Here is a 20,468-nt window from a genome sequence, read left to right on the forward strand (position 1 = left end):
AAATTGGATGCTGCAGGATACTGAACTCAACCCAAGTTCAAGAAATCTTCCTCGAAATTGGAAATGAAGTCGTGGATATATTTCTTGTTCCGATTGGATTTTTGAACCACCAGATAGTGGTCGCGTTTGAGACCGTTCTTACTAATACGCTTGAACACAATTTCATCTGAACGCTTAAAGGATTTTAGCTGCCATTTTGGAGCACACATGATTCCCATATTGGCCTCTATCATGGAGAGGGTAATTTCGGTAAAAGGAATAGCGGAAATCTTGGCTGGATTGATTCTGTTGGGTTTTAAAAAATGCTCGTAGACCGAGACCCCGTCCAACGGAAACGAATTGATCAGTAGATGCACCTTACCAAAATGACTGGCTTCTAAATATCCTATATCATTTAGGGGGTTTTCCCGGTGCATTACTGCAAATATCTCGTCCTCATGCACTTTAATGCTCACCAACTCCTCTGAAGCAGGTTTTGTGGTGACAATGGCAATGTCTATGTCATTGGACAAAACCTGTGAAATGGTCTGGTGGGTAGCGCCCAAGGTCAGGTCAATATCTATTTCGGGGTATAAAATTCCCATTTTTTGAATAAAATTGGGGATAGTATGAAAGAAAGATTGGCATTCGGCACTCAATTTTATGGCACCTCTGGAGCCCTCTTTTATATGCTCAATGTTACTAAACCCTTCATCTATGGACCGGAACAGTTTGTTGGCAAGCTTATAGAGCTCATTGCCCTCTTCGGTAGGTTCCCATTTGTTACGCGTTCTATGAAAAACCTTAAATCCGAGACGTTCCTCAAGATCTCGAAGCTGGTGGCTCAAAGCGGATTGCGTTAAAAACAAACGCTCTGAGGAATTCGCAAGACTGCCCTCTTCCTTTATCGTCTTAATAAGCCTGAAGTACTTGAGTTCCATGAAGTAAAGATACGATAACACTCATTTGGTCGTAGTTGAATTTTTTTCAACGATGGCCCTTGTACCATTCAATCACCAAACTTCCTGTGGACCATACCTCACTCTATTTTTGGTCATTCATTTTAAAAAAAAGGAAATGAAAGTAACAAGAAAATTCACAAAACTCTTTTTAGTCGCTTTAACCATGACTTTGGTACACTCCTGAGGCAAAGATGATTCTCCAAGCCCAGAGCTTGAGCCGGATTTTGAAATAATGCAACAGGCATTGACCATTACAGAAAATGAAATAGCATCGACAATAAAGAATGATTTGTCCATCGCTTAGGAATATAACATTCTTGTTTCTGTTGATGCTGCCTTCGAAAATATGTTTGAATAAATCAATGTTAATATGGGCGTAGAAATAAATAATATTGGTGAACTAGCGCGAACATTGTGGAGGATATTATTGAAGTTCATACCATTCCTTTTGTAGGATAACTAAATATCCTTTTCTTTCAGCCAATCCTTAAATTCCTCCTTAATTTTCTCATTGGTAAGGGGATAAAGACCAATTATTGCTGTTCCTCCTTTGACTTTTTCCATGACAAATTCTTCATATAACGTCATTTGCAGACATTCTTTTGCTACTTCTTCGGCTAGGTGAGAGGGTACCACCATGATCCCGTCGTCATCGCCAATAATATAATCACCAGGAAACACGGCAACATCGCCACAACCTATTGGCTCATTTATGGCAATAGCCTGATGCAAGGTTAGATTGGTTGGTGCGGATGGACTTTGATGAAAGGAAGGGAAATCTAACTCAGCAATTTCCGCCGAATCTCGAAAACCTCCATCAGTTACAATTCCACTGGCGCCTCGTTTCATGAGTCTGGTAACCAGAATGGAGCCTGCGGAAGCCGCTCTTGAGTCTTTGCGACTATCAATAACCAATACATGACCTTTTGGGCATTCTTCTACAGCTACACGCTGAAGGTGTTTGGGATCTCTAAACACTTCGATTGGGTTTAAATCTTCTCTAGCGGGAATATATCGCAAGGTATAAGCTTGTCCTACCAACGTAGTAGTCATTTTTTTTAAGGGACGAACATTTTGAATGAACTGGTTTCTTAACCCTTTTTTAAAGAGACACGTAGCTACTGTTGCTGTACTTACTTTTTTTAGCTGTTCTATTATATGACTGTTGTCTTTTACCATAGGAAGTATAATAGTGATTTAAATTAAGGTGCTTGTCTCCAAGTTTCACGTAAAAATTTTAAATCATTTTTCATACGTTTGAAAACTTCTTCTTTTGAGATAGTAATTTTTCTGTTTCCGTGTTCGGCACCTCCTAGGTCATATTCAAGATGTAGCGACATGGGCACATTGATACCATACTTTTTTAATAGTGAAAAGTAATATGGAAAATCAATTACTCCCTGACCTAAAGGGACATTTACCGGTTTCCAAGCCCCATTATTTTTACCCCATAAAAAATCTTTGATCACAATAGATTTAATGAACGGTTTTATTTGTCTTAAACCAAGTTCCCAACTACTTCCTCCTTCAACAACGGCATGCCTAATATCGTACTGTACTCCGAAATACTCATTATTGGTGGCTTCCAAAATGGAAGGAAGGTCCCAAATGGGAGCACCAACATGATTGCCAGCGTGATTTTGATAACAACCTATTAAACCTAAGTCTTGATTCAATTGCCCCAGATCTTTTGCTTGCTGTGCATAAATAGCCTGACTTTGGGGTATTGTTCTATCTTCAGGATAAGATAGCCAACCTGTGCGGTAAAAGGTAAAACCTAATTTTGAAGCTGTTTCTAATACCATCTTATTTGTTAAGTCTTTTATATCCCAAACGTTAGTAGTCATCATTTTGGGCTTCATGCCATATTTTTTAATGGACTCCACAGCTTTTGGCAAATCATCCGCCACTCTCTCTGGTAAAACATGACCCTTGGGTCTTACTGTTAAATCTAATCCGTCAAATCCTATTTCCGCTGCTGCTGATGCCATTCCTGAATAATCAAGAAATTGCAAGTGTTTTGAGAATATGCTTACTTCGATTTCATTTTTTAATTTCGGAGCAGTAGGGTAAAGGGTATTCCCTAATCCCATTAATGGAATACTCGCAACGGCTTTAGTAGATAACTTAGTAAAGCTTCTTCTGGAAATCACTTTTTTAGTTTTTTGCATAATCAGGTTCTAATTAATACCGAATAGAGGGAATTAATGTTAAAAATTTGCTCGTCTTACAAATATATGTATTTTTGGTAAACCAAACTGGTTAACCAATTTTAAGAAATAAGCTTTTTACACCGTTATGGGAATTTCCTTTACGAATTACAAGATGCTAAAACCACCATATAGAAAGGTTTGTTTTGAATGTCGAAGAATGCATTGCAACCGTTGAAATTTAACTGAGTACCTAATCACTTTAACAATAACCCACACATTATAGAATATGAACTTTAAAATATTCAAATCGGATTTTACCTCTTATACAGCAGCAGCAGTTGTCATTTTGTTACTGAGTTGTTGCGGAAATGGTAATAAAAAAAAGAACACAACAAGTAATGTTGGGGATGCAACTGAAGTGACCTATGCAAACGACATCATACCCTTTTTCCAACAATGGAATTTAATTTTGGGAGATGGTTCCAACGTGGGTCAGGCGACACACTTTGAGAACAAGAATTTCTTTTATGCCACAAGTGACGACAAGGCGGATTGGGTAGTATTTAAATCACCTAATGCTGGCAATACACATGGCACTTCAAACAATACCAGAACCGAACTTGCTCAATTAAAAAAGTGGTTGCCAAAAACTGAAGCCAATATGAAGGCAACCCTTAAAGTAATGAATGTGGCCACTACTGGGGATTCCCGTGTTGCAGCAACGTATTCTGTAGTTGTTGGTCAGATACATAGTGCGGATGGTCATGAAAATGAACCATTAAAAATATTTTACAAAAAATTTCCAGGTCATACTAAAGGCTCTGTTTTTTGGAATTATGAAATCAATACAGTAGGGGATGATAATTCTAAACGATGGGATTATTCATATCCTATTTGGGGCTATAACTTCTCCATGGTCGGCATAGATGAAAACACTTACCCTCCGGAGCCAGAAGATGGAATAGCTTTGGGTGAAGAGTTCAGCTATGAAGTGGAAATTAAGGATGGCATCATGAACCTAACGTTCACCAGTGAAGGGCATGAGACTAAAACATTCACTAAGAACTTAATAACTTCCGAGTATTCGAAACGGGAGGACATCCCTCAACAGGTTCAAAATTTGTTTGTGCCCATAGGGCAAGATGGGATTGAACGTGAAAATGCATACGCCAACGAAGGACTCTTTTTTAAGCTGGGGTGCTACAATCAAACGAACGGGAAAGACCCTAAGATAAATAAGGTATGGTGTTCCGGAGCGGAAACCTATGGTGGCGATTTACAAAAACAATATGAAAGCGGAAATTACGCTGAAGTCTGGTTTAAATCCGCAAGTATCACTATTCCGGAAGATGCCATATCCAATGCGGGGTATTTTGAAGCAAATGATGGCCTAAGTGCAAAATCGGTATACCCCAGTGAGGTAATTCCTTTTATGGACAAGTTTAAAATTCTGATGGGGGATGGAACGCATGTGGAAAACCTTATCGATTTCGAACACAAGGATTTTTTCTATACTGCAATTGATGGTACCCGGAGATGGGTGGTCTACAAAACACCAAATTCAGGTGTTACCTCAAAAAACTCCAGTAATACAAGAACCGAGTTGCATGAAAAAAGAGAATGGACACCTGAAGAAGGAGGTAATCTGACAGGTACATGCAAGGTTATGCAGGTCTCTGTTTCAGGTGATGCAACGGTTGCAGCTTCTTACTCTGTAGTTGTTGGGCAAATTCATGGTGGTGAAGGCCATGAAAATGAACCCCTAAAAATATTTTACAAAAAATTCCCTGGCCATACAAAAGGCTCCGTCTTTTGGAATTATGAGATAAACACAGCAGGTGACGATAATTCTAAAAGATGGGATTTCTCAACCGCCGTATGGGGCCATGATATGTCCGTCATTGGAAAAGATAAAAATGACTATCCAGAGGAGCCATCGGATGGTATTGAACTGGGAGAAGAATTTAGCTACGAGGTAAATGTATATAAAGGCATCATGTACCTGACTTTCAAAAGTGATAACCACAAAACAAAAACGTTCACAAAAAATCTTATCGTATCGGATTATGTTAATCAATCCGATCTTCCGGAACAGGTGCAGCGACTCTTTGTACCTATTGGGCAAGATGGAACAGAACGGGCAACTGCCTATAAAGGTGAGTTAGGTTATTTCAAACAAGGGGCTTATAATCAAACCAACGGAAAAGATCCTGAAACAAACAAGGTTTGGTGCGCAGGGGCGGAGACCTATGGAGGTGATATTGCTAAGCAATATGAGAATGGCTGTTACACCGAAGTATGGTTTAGAGAAGGAACCGTGGGTCCAGGCATACTACCAAATTGAATCGAAATAAAGCAATCAAGAGAATTATATTTTGAATTTTATAAGAACACTATTATATGAAAACATTTGGAGCAAGTAAAGAATTTATAAAAGGAGAAGATCTTGACTGGGAGGTTGTGGGTGAAGGCCTAAAACGGAAGATTATGGGCTATGATGATAAGATTATGTTGGTCAAGGTTCATTTTGAAGTAGGAGCCGTTGGTCAAATGCACGAACATTACCATTCCCAGGTGACCTATGTTGAAAGTGGAAGTTTTGATGTTACTATTGATGGGAATACACAAACCTTGAAAGGAGGCGATTCATTTTATATTCCTCCACACGCCATGCATGGAGCGATTTGCACTGAAGCAGGGGTTTTAATTGATGTTTTCAGTCCCATTCGTGAGGATTTCATGGAGTAAAAGTGTTAAAATCAACATTTTACTTTTTTTAACGAAAAAATAACATATATTTGGTAAACCAAATTGGTTAACCAGTTTGGAATACCAATAAAAACAACAAAATATGAAAACATAACCCAACAAAAAAGGATAGGTGCACGCCTATCCTTTTGTAGATATCACTTCTTTGGAGGGAAGTAATACTTAAACAAATACACTTTACTGTTACTTGTCAACACAAAACTACGGAATTCATTTGATTTTTGGTGGTCAGTGATGTTTATCAGTAAGTGAAGACGAAAATCACAATGCACAATGTGAATTGAATTTTACTAATCAACATGAATTATTGAAACTAACTAAACAAATGAATTTAAAAACTAAACTATTATTAATTGCAATATTGCTTTCCAATATTCAATTATTTGCTCAGGACAACATCAGTCTTGCTGGCACAGTGAAGGACACAGACAACGTTCCAATTCCTGGGGCGAATGTTGTTGTTTTAAATACAACAAGAGGAACTCAGACCGATTTTGATGGTAATTATTCCATTCAGGTTTCTAATGGAGATGTATTACAGTTTTCATACATTGGTTATGCGACACAAACTGTAATTATTAATGGACAGACATCTATTAATATAATACTTCAAGAAGATACGAGCGAACTGGATGAAGTCGTCGTTATTGGTTATGGTACGCAGAGGAAATCGACATTAACCGGTTCTATTTCCAAAGTAGTTAATGATGATTTGGACCAAATTGCGGTGTCAAGGGTAGATGAAGCCCTTATTGGTCAAGTATCCGGGGTCAATATTCAAGCAACCAATGCGGAAGCAGGTGGCGCTCCTACAATTACCATTCGTGGTTTTGGATCGATAACTGCGGACTCTGGCCCTGCATTAGTGGTCGATGGAATAGTTGTAAGCTCTGAATTTTTGGCAAATATTGATATGAACGATGTGGAATCGTTCGAAGTATTAAAGGATGCAGCATCGGCGGCTATTTACGGTAGTGAAGGCTCTAACGGTGTTATCCTTATTACCACAAAAACTGGTAAGGCTGGTAAAACACAATTCAGCTATCAAACCTACTTAGGTTTTAAGGAAGCTCATGGAAGTGATGATTATAGGAAGAGTGTTGCAGATTGGTCAAGAATAGAGCAAGCCGCTACCGGTACACTTTCTGGCGAAACCTTATACGCGCAGGATCTTGTTAGGATTACTGGAATTGACAGAGATTGGCAAGATGTTTTCTTTGATGGAGGAAACGTTATAAGTCATTCTTTTTCTGCAAGAGGAGGTTCTGAAAATACCAAGTTCAGTGCATCTTTAAGGTCACTACATGATGAGGGTGTTGTTATCACAGATGACTATACATCATACATCGTAAATTTGAAATTGGATACAAAATTGACTGACAAATTAAGATTTGGACTTAGAGCTTCACCATCTTTCACAGAGCAAAGAAGGCTGCCTACATCAATACATAACCCAACACGTCAGTCGCCATGGTTGCCTATCTATCATACTGAGGAAACGCTTGAATTTATAAATAGAAGCAATTACCCAGATGTAGGTGTTGGAGATTATTTCTTTGAAAACCATTTGGAAAACAGGGATTATGATAATGATGGCAATACAGAAAGACCTCGAACTTCTGGTGATTCAAATCCATTCGCACAATACGTTGAGCGTGAACATTTCGAGGATAATACCAAGTTGTTCGGCTCTACATATTTTAGTTACGAAATTTTGGATGGGCTTACAGCTAAAACATCTTTAGGGGTCACTTTAGAACAAAGAACACGAAGAAGATGGGACGGTACAAGGCACCATGCAGCTGGTAATAGCAGGGCTCAATATAATTTACAGAATAGATTCCGTACAAGACTGATTTCCGATAATACGTTGAACTACAGCAGAACATTTGGCGATCACGATCTTGGTTTTCTTGCAGGGATGACAGTGCAGCAGCGGAAATCCGAAGAAAGTATTACTACTGGAAACGGATATTCCAACGATTTACTTAAAAATTTACAAGGAGCAACGGCAATCGCAAGTTTTTCAGAGGTCAATACCGAACTTAGAAAGGTAGGCTACTTTGCCAGGGTTAATTACGCCTACAAGGACAAGTACTTATTTAATGCCTCTTTTAGACGCGATGGTAGTTCTGTTTTTGGTGTAAATTCCAAATATGGTAATTTCCCCGCGGTATCCGCAGGTTGGAACGTAGCCAAAGAAGACTTCTTAATTAACAGTGACCTTGTAACCAATTTAAAGCTTAGGGCCAGTTATGGTCTTACTGGTTCAGAGAATTTTAATGTAGGAGACCAAACTGTAAACACTTGGCCATACTTGGCCTTGTTGCAAAATTCCAACGCCATTGTTGATGGTAGTGTAGCTCCTGGTGTTTCGCCACTTAATATTGCAAATGCATTGTTACAATGGGAAGCTTCTGAAGAATTCACAGTTGGTTTGGATTACGGTTTTTTAAACAATAGAATTTCAGGTTCCATAGATTATTACCAAAGAAATAGTGACGAATTGCTATTAAATAATCCAGTTTCATATATCACAGGCTTTAATAATGGTATCGTGAATTTGGGAGAAGTGCAAAACCGAGGGTTGGAACTTGAACTTAGAACGAGAAATATTGTTAACGAGAAGTTTCGATGGAGTTCTACTTTAATTGCTTCTACCAACCAAAATGAATTGTTGAGTTTTGGTGATTCGAACAATGCACTTATAGAGGATACATACGGTAGAAATTCTCAATGGATCAATCGAATAGGGGAGCCAATATCATCTTATTGGGGTTATGTTGTAGATACTGATGTGTATGATGATACCCAGTTTAGAACAACCTATGTCGACAATCCATGGAATCGAATTAACGGCCAAGCCGATGACACTATCGTTAAAGATCTCAATGGTGACGGAATTATTACCGAAGAGGACAAAACTATTTTAGGAGACCCTTATCCAGATTTGTTGTACAGTTTCACCAATGACTTTCAATTAGGTGCCTTTGATTTATCATTTCAGGTTCAAGGAAGCCTAGGGGCACAAGTAAATAACATTGGAGATCAATACTTCTATAATTGGTTTGGAAATAGGACCAGAAGTGGTGGTGAATTACAAGCAGTAGCCGATGGCCTCGTTCCACATCCATCTTTCATTCAAGAAAAAGTATTGACAAGTGAAGTTATTGCAAGCGCAGATTACTTTTCGCTACGTAATGTAAACCTTGGTTATAATTTTTCAGATGATGTACTATCCAAATTAGGTTTAAGCGCTTTAAGAATTTATGTCACCGGTCAGAATCTGATTTATGTCACTGCTGATGATTATCACGGTTTCAATCCAGAACATGATGATAATGGTAATCCAAGAGCCTATGGCTCCCAAAGAGCAGGAACACCGATATTCAGAACCATGACATTAGGGTTGAACATTGATTTTTAATTACTAAAAAATAAACTATGAAACATATAAAATATTTAATCTTAGCTATCACAGGATTTGTTCTCACTTCCTGTAGTGATGAGTTTTTAAATCCATTACCAGATACCTCAGTTGCGGTAGATGCATTTTTTCAGTCCGATGCAGATGTATTAGCTGGAGTTATTGGAATCTATGATGCCCTTCAAGGGGTCAATGAAAATACCGTAACAAATATTGGTAATGCGAACAGAGGGATACAATTTGAACATCTTTTAACGGAGCATCGTACCGATAATACGAGAAATGCCACACTTGAAGGTTCAAAATCTGATTTTCATAGATACGTGGTAAATGCCAACAACGTAGAATCTGAAGATTATTATGCTTCCATGTATGAGGTGATTTTTAGAGCCAATAATATCTTGAATTTTATTGATGTTGCAGACGCAAGTAATCAAGCAAGTTATACGGCAGAAGCCAAATTCTTAAGAGCTTATGCATACTTTAAATTGGTTAGGTTGTTCAGCGATGTCCCCTTGGTAACCGAAGTGGTCGGGCCTACAGATGAAGAAGCCCTTTTTACAAGAATACCTGAAGCTCAAATTTATACCCAAATAGTAGCCGATTTACAAGAAGCGGTGGCTGTATTGGATAATACCTATAAATCTAGAGCCTCTAGGGCAGCGGCACAAGCCTTGTTAGCAAAGGTATATTTAACACAAGCAAGTCCCAATTATACAGGTGCAGAACAATTATGTGAAGCGATTATCAATAGTGGGGATTTTGATTTAGAGCCTAACTATCATGATGTATTTTATTCAGAATTGAATGATGAAATAATTTTTGCAATTCAATATGAATCAGGAAATGCTCAGGAAAGTCAAAGTTTTTCATCTGAGTTTACTTCTTCAGTTCGCGCAGGTAGAGAAGATGGACAAAACATTGTCAATGATAACCTTAGAATAGCTTTTGTTTCCAATGGAGGAATTAGAACAGCAACATCTATTACCGATTTTGATGGGACACTTGCACCTGATGAAAATGAAGTGGCAAAGTTTTTCCCGGATGGATTTGATGTGAATGCGGATCCTGATCCTTATGGTCCAAATGCCCGAAATGCTGGGAATGATTATATCGCAATACGTTTTGCCGATGTGCTATTGATGCATGTTGAAGCGATACTGGCAGGAGGTTCATCAACGAGTGTCCCAGCTGCCGTAACTTCTTTTCAAAGGGTAAGAGATAGGGCGTTTCCAGATACTGCACCAAACCCAATATCAAGTATATCAAAAGATGAACTTTTACTTGAAAGGCGCGTGGAGTTGGCATTTGAGAATCAGCGCTGGTTTGATTTGTTAAGATTTGGTGTTGCAGATGATATATTGACAGCCCATGCAGCTGAAATGGGATATATCTATAATTCAAGAGCCCTATTGTTACCAATTCCGGCTAGAGAAATAAACATAAGCAAAGGCCTTTTGACACAAAACCCAGGGTATTAATATTTATATAAAAACACTATGAAATATAAAGTAAAAATATTTAGTAATACAAAATGGCTGCTCTTGAGTTTGGTTGTAGCCAGTTTTGTCGTTAGCTGTGTAGGTGATGAACTATTTCGAGATGAGTTACCTGATGCAAATTCTAAAGCGGACACCGTATTTCCAGAAGCTAACTTTGCTTATGCATCATCTTCTGATGATTTTAGAATGATTAATTTCAGTAATCTTTCTTCTGAGGCGACATCATTCGAATGGGATTTTGGAGGAGGAAATACGTCAACCGATTTAGATCCAACATTTACATTCGAAGGTGGTGAAGGCACCTACCCGGTAACATTGACTGCTAGTGATGCAAATGGTATTACGGGTGCTATAACCATTGACGTTATGGTTGTGGAAGGACCATTTCAACCAATTATTCTTGAGGCAGGTTTTGAGGATGACACCTTACCAGAAGGTGGTGGTGATGGCCGAGACTCATGGAGAAATAATGACTTAGGCGGTGTTATTCAGATAACAGGTGATCCGGTAACTTTTGGAGATCAAGGTGCTAAGTTACCCGTTCCTGCTGGGGATCGTATTGGTTACCAAGAGATTACTGTAGAGCCTGATACAAATTATGACTTGAGATTCTGGTATACCATGTTAAGCGGTTCGTCAGACCCCTCACTAACCGTTGCTGTATTGGGTGTTACAGAGTTTGGTCCATTTGGCACCAAAGAAGAAGCTTTAGATGGTGTTATTGCTTCTGTAACCGTTACCGATGATTCAGAGCCCGATGTTTATGTGCAACAGAAGTTGTCCTTTAATTCTGGAATCAATAATACTGTTGCTATCTTTTTTACGAATGGCGAAGTGGAATGTAGATTGGATGATTTCACCATAGATGTTGGGGCTGCCGGTGCAGTACCTCCCTCTGCCGGATTTAGTTCTGCGCAAAGTGAAATCAATTTTTTAGAGTATACATTCACTAACTCATCAACAGGAGCCACTAGCTACGAATGGGATTTTGGAGATGAAAATACTTCCACAGAGGAATCTCCAACCCATATTTATACGGAAGCTGATACTTATACTGTAACGCTTATAGCTACAAATGACTCTGGTTTGTCAACTACTTTAGAACAAACCATCGATATACAGGCACCGGTCACAGCAGATTTCACCTTTGAAGTTGATGCTATGGACTACAAGACCTATATTTTTACGGATGCTTCAGAAGATGCCGTATCTCTATTATGGGAATTTGGAGATGGGTTCCAATTTACTGGAATGAATCCTTCACATACCTACGCAGAAGATGGGACTTACACGGTAACTTTGACAGCATCTAGTATTACAGGTGCCACATCTATAGCCACTGCGCAGTTTACAGTTGCTGCAGGATTTGTGGTACAGGTTCTTAACGGTACTTTTGATGATCATGGAGTTATAGGTAGTGGTAGTACAGGTGATAATGCAGATGCTTGGGACATGACACCTAATCCTACTATTTTAGACGAGAGTGGTGCTGAAATTCCTAGTCCATATACTTGGAGAAATGAGGATTTAAACGATTATATTGATGGAGCATATTGTACCAATGAGCAAATTGGTTCTACCAGTGATGGAAATAATGGAACAAGAGGTGGAAAAATAAGCAATAGTTGTCGACGCTTATATCAACCTGTTCAAGTAGAGCAAGGAGTTGAGTATACTTTCTCAATTGATACACGTTCGGAAGCCATGGGAGTTAATACTGAAGTATTTATTTTAAATACAGAAATCACTACGGAGACGGGTATTGATGCTTCTACTTCTGACCCTGCTATTGATGCGTATTTTGACATTACCAACGATTTCAATGCAGATAAGACTGTGTTTACTACAAGCACCTTTACATTCACTCCATCTACAAATCAAATAGTTATTTATGTAAGGGCTTTACTTGCTGTAGATGGCAGTACTGAGGTCTTTCTTGATAATGTAGAAATAACAGAGAATTAGTATAGAAATCAAGCGATTGTAAAACCACCCAGGCTTTAAATTCGGGACTGGGTGGTATTATAACGCAAGAGCTGAATAAATAAAAATAGATATAGTAACGATTACACCTAATAAGAATTGATAAAATGAACATTTTCCGAAAGAAATCTCTAACAATTTTTTTAATGATATTTCTAGCTGTTGGTGCTACTTCTCAAAACAAGAAAAGTAGTGGTACAGAATCGGATAGCAAAATTGAAAAACGAAATAAAAAGAAGAAAAAGGTAAAACTACCAAATATAGATTTAAGCCATTGGAAGGTTACTATACCCGAGGGTGAAGGAAAAGGAGGTGCAATTAGTGTTTCACCACCTGAGATATTGGACTACGCAAATAATGAGGTTTTAGCACCTTTTATGTACAATGATTCAGTGTCTGGCGCATTGGTTTTTCATGCGTATCCAACTAATGCCACTACGGCCAATACAAAATATTCGCGATCAGAACTTAGGGAACAGATGGAACCTGGTAATGATAAAGTAAATTGGACATTTGCACAAGGCGGTACGTTGAAAGCTAAAATGGCGATGGGCGATGTTTCAAGAACTGATGATGGAAAGTATCACAAGGTAATTATTGCTCAAATACATGGCCGGTTAACAAATGAACAACGAGAATTGATTGGACAGAAAGATAATAATGCTCCACCTATTTTAAAGATTTATTGGCAAAATGGTAAAATCCGAGTGAAAACCAAGGTTTTAAAATATGCAGGGGTGGACCAAAAAGCAATTTTGTACAAAGAAGCGTGGACCGATGATAAAGGCAAAAATTTTGAACAAGAAGTTGGTTTTAGAAAATTTACCATTGAAGTTAAAGTCAGCGATGGTAAAATGGTAGTTTCCTTAAATAAAAATGAGTTTTTTGTTTACGATAATGCCAGTATAAAACGATGGGGAGTATTTGAAAACTATTTTAAGGTTGGAAATTACTTTCAAACTAGAGATGAAGGAGCATTTGCGAACGTGAAAGTTTACGAATTGTCTGTTGAACATTAACCGTTTCAAAACCACAAATAAAAAAATAACTGTTTAATCCAAATACACCATGTTTAAAAGCCTACTCAATCTTATTTGTCTTTTTTTGATTCTTGGTTCATGTCAAAAAAGCAGTTCAGTTTCTCAAGAAAAAGAAGATGAAATAGCTGGTGAGGAGCCTACAAATGATGTTGTAGAGATTCCAGAGCCAGATACTGAGGATACTTCTTTTATACTACCGGAAATTGATTTGAGCAATTGGAAAGTAACCCTGCCAATAGGCCGCCCAGATGAAGTAAAACCCCCGGAAATATTGGAATATGCTACCAACGAAAAGCTAAAACCGTTCATGTATAATGACTCTATTGAAGGTGCTTTGGTTTTCTACACCTATCCTGGAGCCACTACGGCAAACTCCTCTAGATCAAGAACAGAGCTTAGGGAACAGATGGAACCTGGCAGCAATTCGGTTAATTGGACGTTTTCCCAAGGAGGAAGGCTTAAAGGAACATTGGCAATGGACGATATTTCCAAAGATTCAGATGACAAATACCATAGAACCATCATTATGCAGATTCATGGGCGTTTGACAAATGAACAAAGGGATTTGATTGGCCAAAAGGACAATAATGCGCCACCAATGCTTAAGATTTATTGGCAAAATGGTGAGGTAAGGGTAAAGACAAAGGTTTTAAAAGACCCAGATGTTTCCAATGCTGACATCTTGCGCACTGATTCGTGGACAGATGATGAGGGCTTTAATTTTAATGAAGAAGTGGGGTTCGATAAGTTTTCACTAGAGGTCTTGGTTTCCGATGGAAGAATGGAAGTGATTTTAAATGATACAGAGTCAGTTGTATATGAAGGTGATGATATAAAAAAATGGGGCATTTTTGAGAACTATTTTAAGGCAGGGAATTATTTGCAAACGTCTGATGAAGGTTCATATGCTCGGGTAAAATATTATGATTTACTGGTTGAACATTAAGAGTATTTTTTTTGAGTTAGTTTAGTTAAATACCAAAAACTATCGGACAAAATTTTTGACCGATAGTTTTTCATCCAGACACGGAAATTATAGTGAATAAGAATAAAAATAATGCTTTACGGGTTAAAGTAATTTGCTTAAATTTAACAAACCAATCTGGTTAACCAATTTTAGATTGAGATAATTTATGAGAGTTGATATACTTACAAAGAGTGAAAACCGAGAGGTGCAAAAGGAGGTAATTTCCAAGTTGCGAGATTTGATAACTTATAAAAATCTAGAACCTGGAGACAAATTACCTTCAGAAAGAATGCTTTCCGAAAAATTCGGTGTGAGTAGAAGCAATGTCAGGGAAGTTATTCAAAAATTGGAATTTTTTGGCATTCTAAAATCCAGGCCCCAAAGTGGGACTTTTATAGCGGATATAGGACAAATTGCCATGAGCGGTATGATGGATGATATCTTAAGGTTGGAAGACCCCGACTTTAAGTCTTTGGTAGAAACACGAATCCTCTTAGAGCTTAAAACGGTACGTTTGGCTTCTTTAAGAAGGACAGATGAAGATTTAGCAAAAATGAGGCATGCTTTGGATGCATACAAGGAAAAGGTCTTGAATGGGCGAGATGCTGTAGAAGAAGATTTATTGTTTCACTTGGCCATAGCACAAGCAAGCAAAAATAGCACCATGAACACGTTCATGTTGATTATTACCCCGGAGATTATTACAAATTTTGAAAAATACCATGTCTGTGATGCCAATCTCTCGTTAAAGGGAATTCAAGAACACGAAGATATTTATGAAGCTATAAAAGAACAAGATCCAAAAAAGGCCAAAGAAAAAATGAAGGCGCATTTTAAAATCTTGTATCAGTATTGCTATAACATTTAAAGATTAATATTAGAGGTAAAACAAAATTGCACGCTTTTGTTTTTACTGTTTTGAAATATTTGGAGGGAAGAAGAATTGAACAAAATACGATGGCAACTCCTTTTAATGAATAGGGTTTACATATCAAGTTTAAGTTCCAAAAGTGTTTTGCGAAAAGGATGGGTTTCAATATGAACCATTTTGCCTTTAAGAAAAACCCTTGTCAATACTTCCTTAAAACTTAAAAAAATGAAATTAAAAGGCTTAAGGTGGTGGGTAATAGCATTGATTTGCATTGCCACCGTAATCAATTACATTGATAGAACCGCATTTGGCGTAATGTGGCCGGAAATGGGTAAAGACCTAGGTATGGATGAGTCAGATTATGCGGTCATGCTGAATGTTTTTATGGTAACCTATGCCTTAGGCAAGTTTTTATCAGGTAAACTCTACGATAAAATTGGCACGCGATTAGGTTTTGTGTTTTCAATTACACTTTGGTCTGCAGCAGCGGTACTGCATGCTTTTGCAAGAGGCTTGGTATCACTCTCGGTGGTTAGGGCCATGCTTGGTTTAGGTGAGGCCGGAAATTGGCCAGGTGCAGTGAAGAGTAATGGCGAATGGTTTCCGATAAAAGAACGAGCCATTGCACAGGGAATTTTTAATGCCGGTGCTTCATTAGGCAGCGTCATTGCCCCAGCATTAATTGCATTTCTGTATGCTCAATTTGGGTGGCGAAGTACTTTTATCATTTTAGGTTTGATTGGCTTTGTTTGGATTTTTCCTTGGATGTTCATCAATAAGGCAAAACCAGAAAAACATCCATGGATTACAGAAGAAGAGCGCAATCTGATACTTTCAGATCGCATAGCGCCAGTTGACGAAACCAAAAAGGAAAAAGGGCTTCCTTTAGCCAAGATTTTAAGTTATAAAGAATCCTGGGGTGTTTTGGTTTCGCGTTTTTTCATTGAACCCATTTGGTGGCTGTTTGTTGGATGGATGCCCTTGTACCTGAATTCAAAATTTGGCTTTAGTATCGAGGAAATAGGGTCCACCATCTGGATTTCCTACTTGGGTGGAATGGCCGGAAGCATTTTAGGTGGATGGTTTTGTGGTAAACTGATGGAAAAACATTCCGTAGACTATTCCAGAAAGATTTCGATTCTAATAGGAGGTGTTTTGATTTTCATGGGGCTCATGGGCATTATATTCTTTGTGAAAGGCAACAACCCTATGACTTTCATCTATATAGTGGCAGTGGTGTTATTCGGCTTTCAATTTGCTATTGGGAATATACAGACGCTTTCGAGTGATTTACTCAAAGGACCTTCTGTAGGAACATTAGCAGGTTTGGCAGGAACCGTCGCCGCTGTTTCCGTGATTATCATGAATTGGCTCATCCCAAAAATAACCACGGTTTCATACACTCCGGCATTTATTATTATTGCAGTATTGGCCCCTTTGGCCGTACTATCGATATATATCTTAATTAGAAAAATTAAACCAGTCGAACTTGATTCGATATAACGAACATCAAATAAAAGAATAACAAATGATATCAAAAGAAAAGGTTGCAATTATTACAGGAGCAACAGGAGGTATAGGTTTCGAAGTTGCAAAAAGATTGGGGCAAGATGGTTATACAGTGATTTTAAACGGAATTGAGGATGATGCGGGAGCGGAAAGAGTGAAAGAACTTTCAGCACAAGGAATAAAAGCGGAATATTATGGTTTTGATGTTACAAGCGAAGAAGCAGTAACTTCTAACATCACCAAAATTGGTGAAAAATATGGTAAAATAGACGTGTTGGTTAATAACGCCGGCGGATTAGGTGGAAGATCTAGGTTCGAAGAAATGACAACAGATTTTTACAGATTTGTAATGGCACTTAACCTCGATTCTGTGTTTTTTGCTTCAAGAGCTGCGATTCCCTTTCTCAAAAAAGGAGAACACCCTTCCATAATTAACTATACATCAAATGCTGGATGGACCGCTGGTGGGCCTGGAGCCGGAGTTTATGGAACATCCAAAGCTGGTGTCCATGCAATAACTAGAGCTTTGGCAAAAGACTTGGCTGAATATGGTATTAGAGCAAACGCAGTATCTCCAGGTACTATTGATACACCATTTCATGCTCAAATTAAAGCGACGAAACCAGAAGTTTTTGCTTCTTGGGCAAATAATATTATGCTAGGAAGATTGGGTCAACCAGAAGATGTTGCTGGTGTTATTTCTTTCTTAGCAAGTAAGGACGCATCGTTTATAACAGCAGAAACTATCCAAATAGGTGGTGGACAGGCTTTAGGTATTTAATTTCTATAAATAATGAGTAAGTTAAAAGGTAAGGTGGCTATAGTTACGGGTGGTTCTAGAGACATAGGCCGTGCCATTTCCATCAAGCTCGCTAAAGAGGGCGCCAAGGTGGTCGTGAACTATTTCAATTCTGAATCAGGTGCTAAGAAAACAGTGGAAGAAATAAAATCTTTGGGTCAAGAGGCAATTGCAATTAAGGTAGATGTGTCAAATCTTGGGGATATTGCAAATTTAAAAGCAAAAATTGTTGCTGCCTTTGGGGATAAAATTGATATTCTTGTGAACAATGCAGGAGGTCTTTTTGCCAGAAAAACATTGGAAGAATTTGATGAAGCCTTTTACAACTTGGTGATGGATGTAAATTTTAAATCAACAGTGTTCGTAACCCAGGCTTTTGAACCATTAATGGGTAAAGGAGCTTCAATAATTAACCTTTCCTCTCAAGCCGCAAGGGATGGTGGCGGAGGCGGCTCTGCCTTGTACAGCTCTTCTAAAGGTGCGGTTAGCACATTCACTAGAGCTATGGCCAAAGAACTTGGGCCAAAAGGAATTCGCGTAAACGCCCTTTGCCCTGGTTTGATAGGAACCAAATTCCATGACGATTTTACCAAAGATGAGGTAAGGGAAAAAGTGGCCGCGGGTACCCCTCTAAGGAGAGAAGGTAATGCAAACGAAGTAGCAGATTTAGTTGCGTATTTAGCTTCTGACGACGCCTCCTTTATAACAGGAAATAATATCGATATAAACGGCGGATTGGCTTTTAGCTGAGCAAATCAATTAGCAATCAAAAATTGGATTTAAGATGAAGAAAGTAGTGACTTTCGGAGAGATTATGCTAAGATTAGCACCTCCAGGATTTTTAAGGTTTTCCCAGGCAAACAATTTCGATGTTGTTTATGGGGGAGGAGAGTCCAACGTAGCAGTCTCTTTGGCAAATTATGGAGTGCCGGTGGATTTTGTCACCAGACTTCCTAATAATGACATAGGACAATGTGCTTTAATGGAAATGCGTAAACGAGGTGTTGGCACCGATAAAATTATTTTTGGCGGGAATCGTTTGGGTATCTATTTCTTGGAAACAGGTGCTGTTAGTAGAGGAAGTAAGGTAGTATATGACCGAGCACATTCCGCAATGGCGGAAATTGAAGAAGGAATGATTGACTGGAAATCAGCCTTCGAAGGTGTGGAATGGTTCCATTGGACCGGAATTACACCAGCAATTTCGCAAGGCGCGGCAGATGCATGTTTAGAGGCAGTGAAGGCCGCTAACGACATGGGCGTAACCATTTCTACAGATTTAAACTACCGGGCAAAACTCTGGAAATATTGCGATGATGCAAAAAGAGAAGAAATCATGTCCGAATTGACATCCTATTGTGATGTAGTTTTGGGTAACGAAGAAGATGCTGAAAAACATTTTGGCATAAAACCAGAAGGGCTCGACATCACTACTCAAGGCGAGCATGTTAAAGCTGAAGCTTTTCTTTCAGTTTGCGAACAAATGATGAAACGTTTTCCAAAAGCCAAAAAGGTGATTACAACATTAAGAGGTTCATTATCTGCCTCACATAACACCTGGGCAGGAGTACTTTATGATGGGAAGACCATGTATACGTCTCCTGAATATCAAATAACCCATATTGTTGACCGTGTGGGTGGTGGCGATTCGTTTATGGGAGGTCTGATTTACGGATTGCTTAAATATCCGGAGGATGATCAAAACGCATTGAATTTCGCTGTTGCTGCTTCTTGCCTCAAGCACACCATAAAAGGTGATGCAAATTTGGTTACTGTGGATGAAGTTGAAAAACTAATGGGTGGAGATGCATCCGGCCGGGTAGCTAGATAATTAGATCATGGCACAATTTTCAAGAATTGAAGTAGCAAATACAATGAAGAGTACCGGCATGGTACCCCTTTTTTATCATCCAGATGTGGAATTGGGGAAGAACGTGCTCGAAGCCTGTTATAAGGGAGGCGCAAGATTGATGGAATTTACCGCCCGAGGGGATTTTGCCTTTGAGGTATTTTCTGAATTAAACAAATTCGCCATTCAAAAACTCCCTGGTATGATCATGGGAGTAGGCTCCATAACCGATGCAGGTGCTGCCTCAACGTTCATGCAAATGGGTGCCAATTTCATAGTCACTCCATCCCTGCGGGAAGATATTGCTATTGTCTGTAACCGAAGAAAGGTGCTTTGGTCACCAGGTTGCGGCTCTTTGACGGAAATTAATAGGGCGGAGGAACTGGGCTGCGAGATTGTCAAGTTGTTCCCTGGCGCTACATATGGCCCTGGCTTTGTGAAAGCAATTAAGGGCCCACAACCATGGACGAGCATTATGCCTACGGGAGGAGTAAGTACTGAAGAAGATAATTTAAGGGCTTGGTTTGAAGCAGGCGTGACTTGTGTCGGCATGGGATCAAAGTTGATAGGAAAGGAAATATTGGCCAATAAGGATTTTGAAGCCCTCGAGAATCTGGTGAAAAAGACACTAAATACCATTATCAAGATAAGAAACTGA

General features: G+C 38.8%; 16 protein-coding genes. 13 read left to right on the plus strand and 3 right to left on the minus strand.

The features are described from left to right. Positions 1–26: 26 nt before the first annotated feature. From FVB32_RS11585 to FVB32_RS11595, 3 genes are all read right to left on the minus strand, one after another. Complete coding sequence (locus tag FVB32_RS11585) at positions 27–920, minus strand: LysR family transcriptional regulator (RefSeq protein ID WP_147743958.1); 894 nt, start codon at positions 918–920, stop codon at positions 27–29. Positions 921–1,400: 480 nt separating this feature from the next. Continuing rightward, positions 1,401–2,120, minus strand: a complete 720-nt coding sequence (locus FVB32_RS11590; protein ID WP_147743959.1) for a ribonuclease activity regulator RraA — start codon at positions 2,118–2,120, stop codon at positions 1,401–1,403. A 23-nt stretch (positions 2,121–2,143) separates the two neighbouring features. Next, positions 2,144–3,112, minus strand: a complete 969-nt coding sequence (locus FVB32_RS11595) for a sugar phosphate isomerase/epimerase family protein (RefSeq protein ID WP_147743960.1) — start codon at positions 3,110–3,112, stop codon at positions 2,144–2,146. A gap of 268 nt (positions 3,113–3,380) precedes the next feature. On the opposite strand from FVB32_RS11595, the gene FVB32_RS18020 reads away from it, so the two are divergent. From FVB32_RS18020 to FVB32_RS11660, 13 genes are all read left to right on the plus strand, one after another. Further along, the gene (locus FVB32_RS18020; RefSeq protein WP_147743961.1) at positions 3,381–5,438 is read left to right on the plus strand and encodes a polysaccharide lyase family 7 protein; all 2,058 of its coding nucleotides are present in this window, start codon (positions 3,381–3,383) and stop codon (positions 5,436–5,438) included. A 56-nt stretch (positions 5,439–5,494) separates the two neighbouring features. After that, the gene (locus FVB32_RS11605) at positions 5,495–5,842 is read left to right on the plus strand and encodes a cupin domain-containing protein (RefSeq protein WP_147743962.1); all 348 of its coding nucleotides are present in this window, start codon (positions 5,495–5,497) and stop codon (positions 5,840–5,842) included. Positions 5,843–6,188: 346 nt separating this feature from the next. Next, positions 6,189–9,290 (plus strand): SusC/RagA family TonB-linked outer membrane protein, encoded by a 3,102-nt coding sequence (locus FVB32_RS11610; RefSeq protein ID WP_147743963.1) that lies wholly within the window; start codon positions 6,189–6,191, stop codon positions 9,288–9,290. Between the two features lie 17 nt (positions 9,291–9,307). Then, positions 9,308–10,771 (plus strand): RagB/SusD family nutrient uptake outer membrane protein, encoded by a 1,464-nt coding sequence (locus FVB32_RS11615; RefSeq protein WP_147743964.1) that lies wholly within the window; start codon positions 9,308–9,310, stop codon positions 10,769–10,771. Between the two features lie 18 nt (positions 10,772–10,789). Continuing rightward, positions 10,790–12,757 carry a PKD domain-containing protein gene (locus FVB32_RS18025; protein WP_147743965.1) on the plus strand — a complete coding sequence of 656 codons (1,968 nt, stop codon included), beginning with the start codon at positions 10,790–10,792 and terminating at the stop codon, positions 12,755–12,757. Between the two features lie 164 nt (positions 12,758–12,921). Beyond that, on the plus strand, positions 12,922–13,794 hold the full coding sequence (locus tag FVB32_RS11625; RefSeq protein WP_246139878.1) for a polysaccharide lyase family 7 protein: 873 nt from the start codon (positions 12,922–12,924) through the stop codon (positions 13,792–13,794). Positions 13,795–13,843: 49 nt separating this feature from the next. Continuing rightward, a complete protein-coding gene (locus tag FVB32_RS11630; protein WP_147743967.1) occupies positions 13,844–14,761 on the plus strand; it encodes a polysaccharide lyase family 7 protein in 918 nt (305 codons plus the stop codon). 187 nt (positions 14,762–14,948) lie between these two features. Further along, positions 14,949–15,650: a FadR/GntR family transcriptional regulator gene (locus tag FVB32_RS11635; RefSeq protein ID WP_147743968.1), complete on the plus strand. Its 702-nt coding sequence runs from the start codon at positions 14,949–14,951 to the stop codon at positions 15,648–15,650. A 228-nt stretch (positions 15,651–15,878) separates the two neighbouring features. Beyond that, positions 15,879–17,156 (plus strand): MFS transporter, encoded by a 1,278-nt coding sequence (locus FVB32_RS11640; RefSeq protein ID WP_147743969.1) that lies wholly within the window; start codon positions 15,879–15,881, stop codon positions 17,154–17,156. A gap of 25 nt (positions 17,157–17,181) precedes the next feature. Continuing rightward, positions 17,182–17,943 carry an SDR family NAD(P)-dependent oxidoreductase gene (locus FVB32_RS11645; protein WP_147743970.1) on the plus strand — a complete coding sequence of 254 codons (762 nt, stop codon included), beginning with the start codon at positions 17,182–17,184 and terminating at the stop codon, positions 17,941–17,943. 12 nt (positions 17,944–17,955) lie between these two features. Further along, complete coding sequence (locus FVB32_RS11650; protein ID WP_147743971.1) at positions 17,956–18,711, plus strand: SDR family NAD(P)-dependent oxidoreductase; 756 nt, start codon at positions 17,956–17,958, stop codon at positions 18,709–18,711. 34 nt (positions 18,712–18,745) lie between these two features. After that, positions 18,746–19,792: a sugar kinase gene (locus FVB32_RS11655; protein WP_147743972.1), complete on the plus strand. Its 1,047-nt coding sequence runs from the start codon at positions 18,746–18,748 to the stop codon at positions 19,790–19,792. A 7-nt stretch (positions 19,793–19,799) separates the two neighbouring features. Further along, positions 19,800–20,468, plus strand: coding sequence for a bifunctional 4-hydroxy-2-oxoglutarate aldolase/2-dehydro-3-deoxy-phosphogluconate aldolase (locus FVB32_RS11660; RefSeq protein ID WP_147743973.1), 669 nt, complete (start codon positions 19,800–19,802; stop codon positions 20,466–20,468).

Source organism: Flagellimonas hymeniacidonis (assembly GCF_008040165.1).
GTDB classification, from domain to species: Bacteria; Bacteroidota; Bacteroidia; order Flavobacteriales; family Flavobacteriaceae; genus Flagellimonas; species Flagellimonas hymeniacidonis.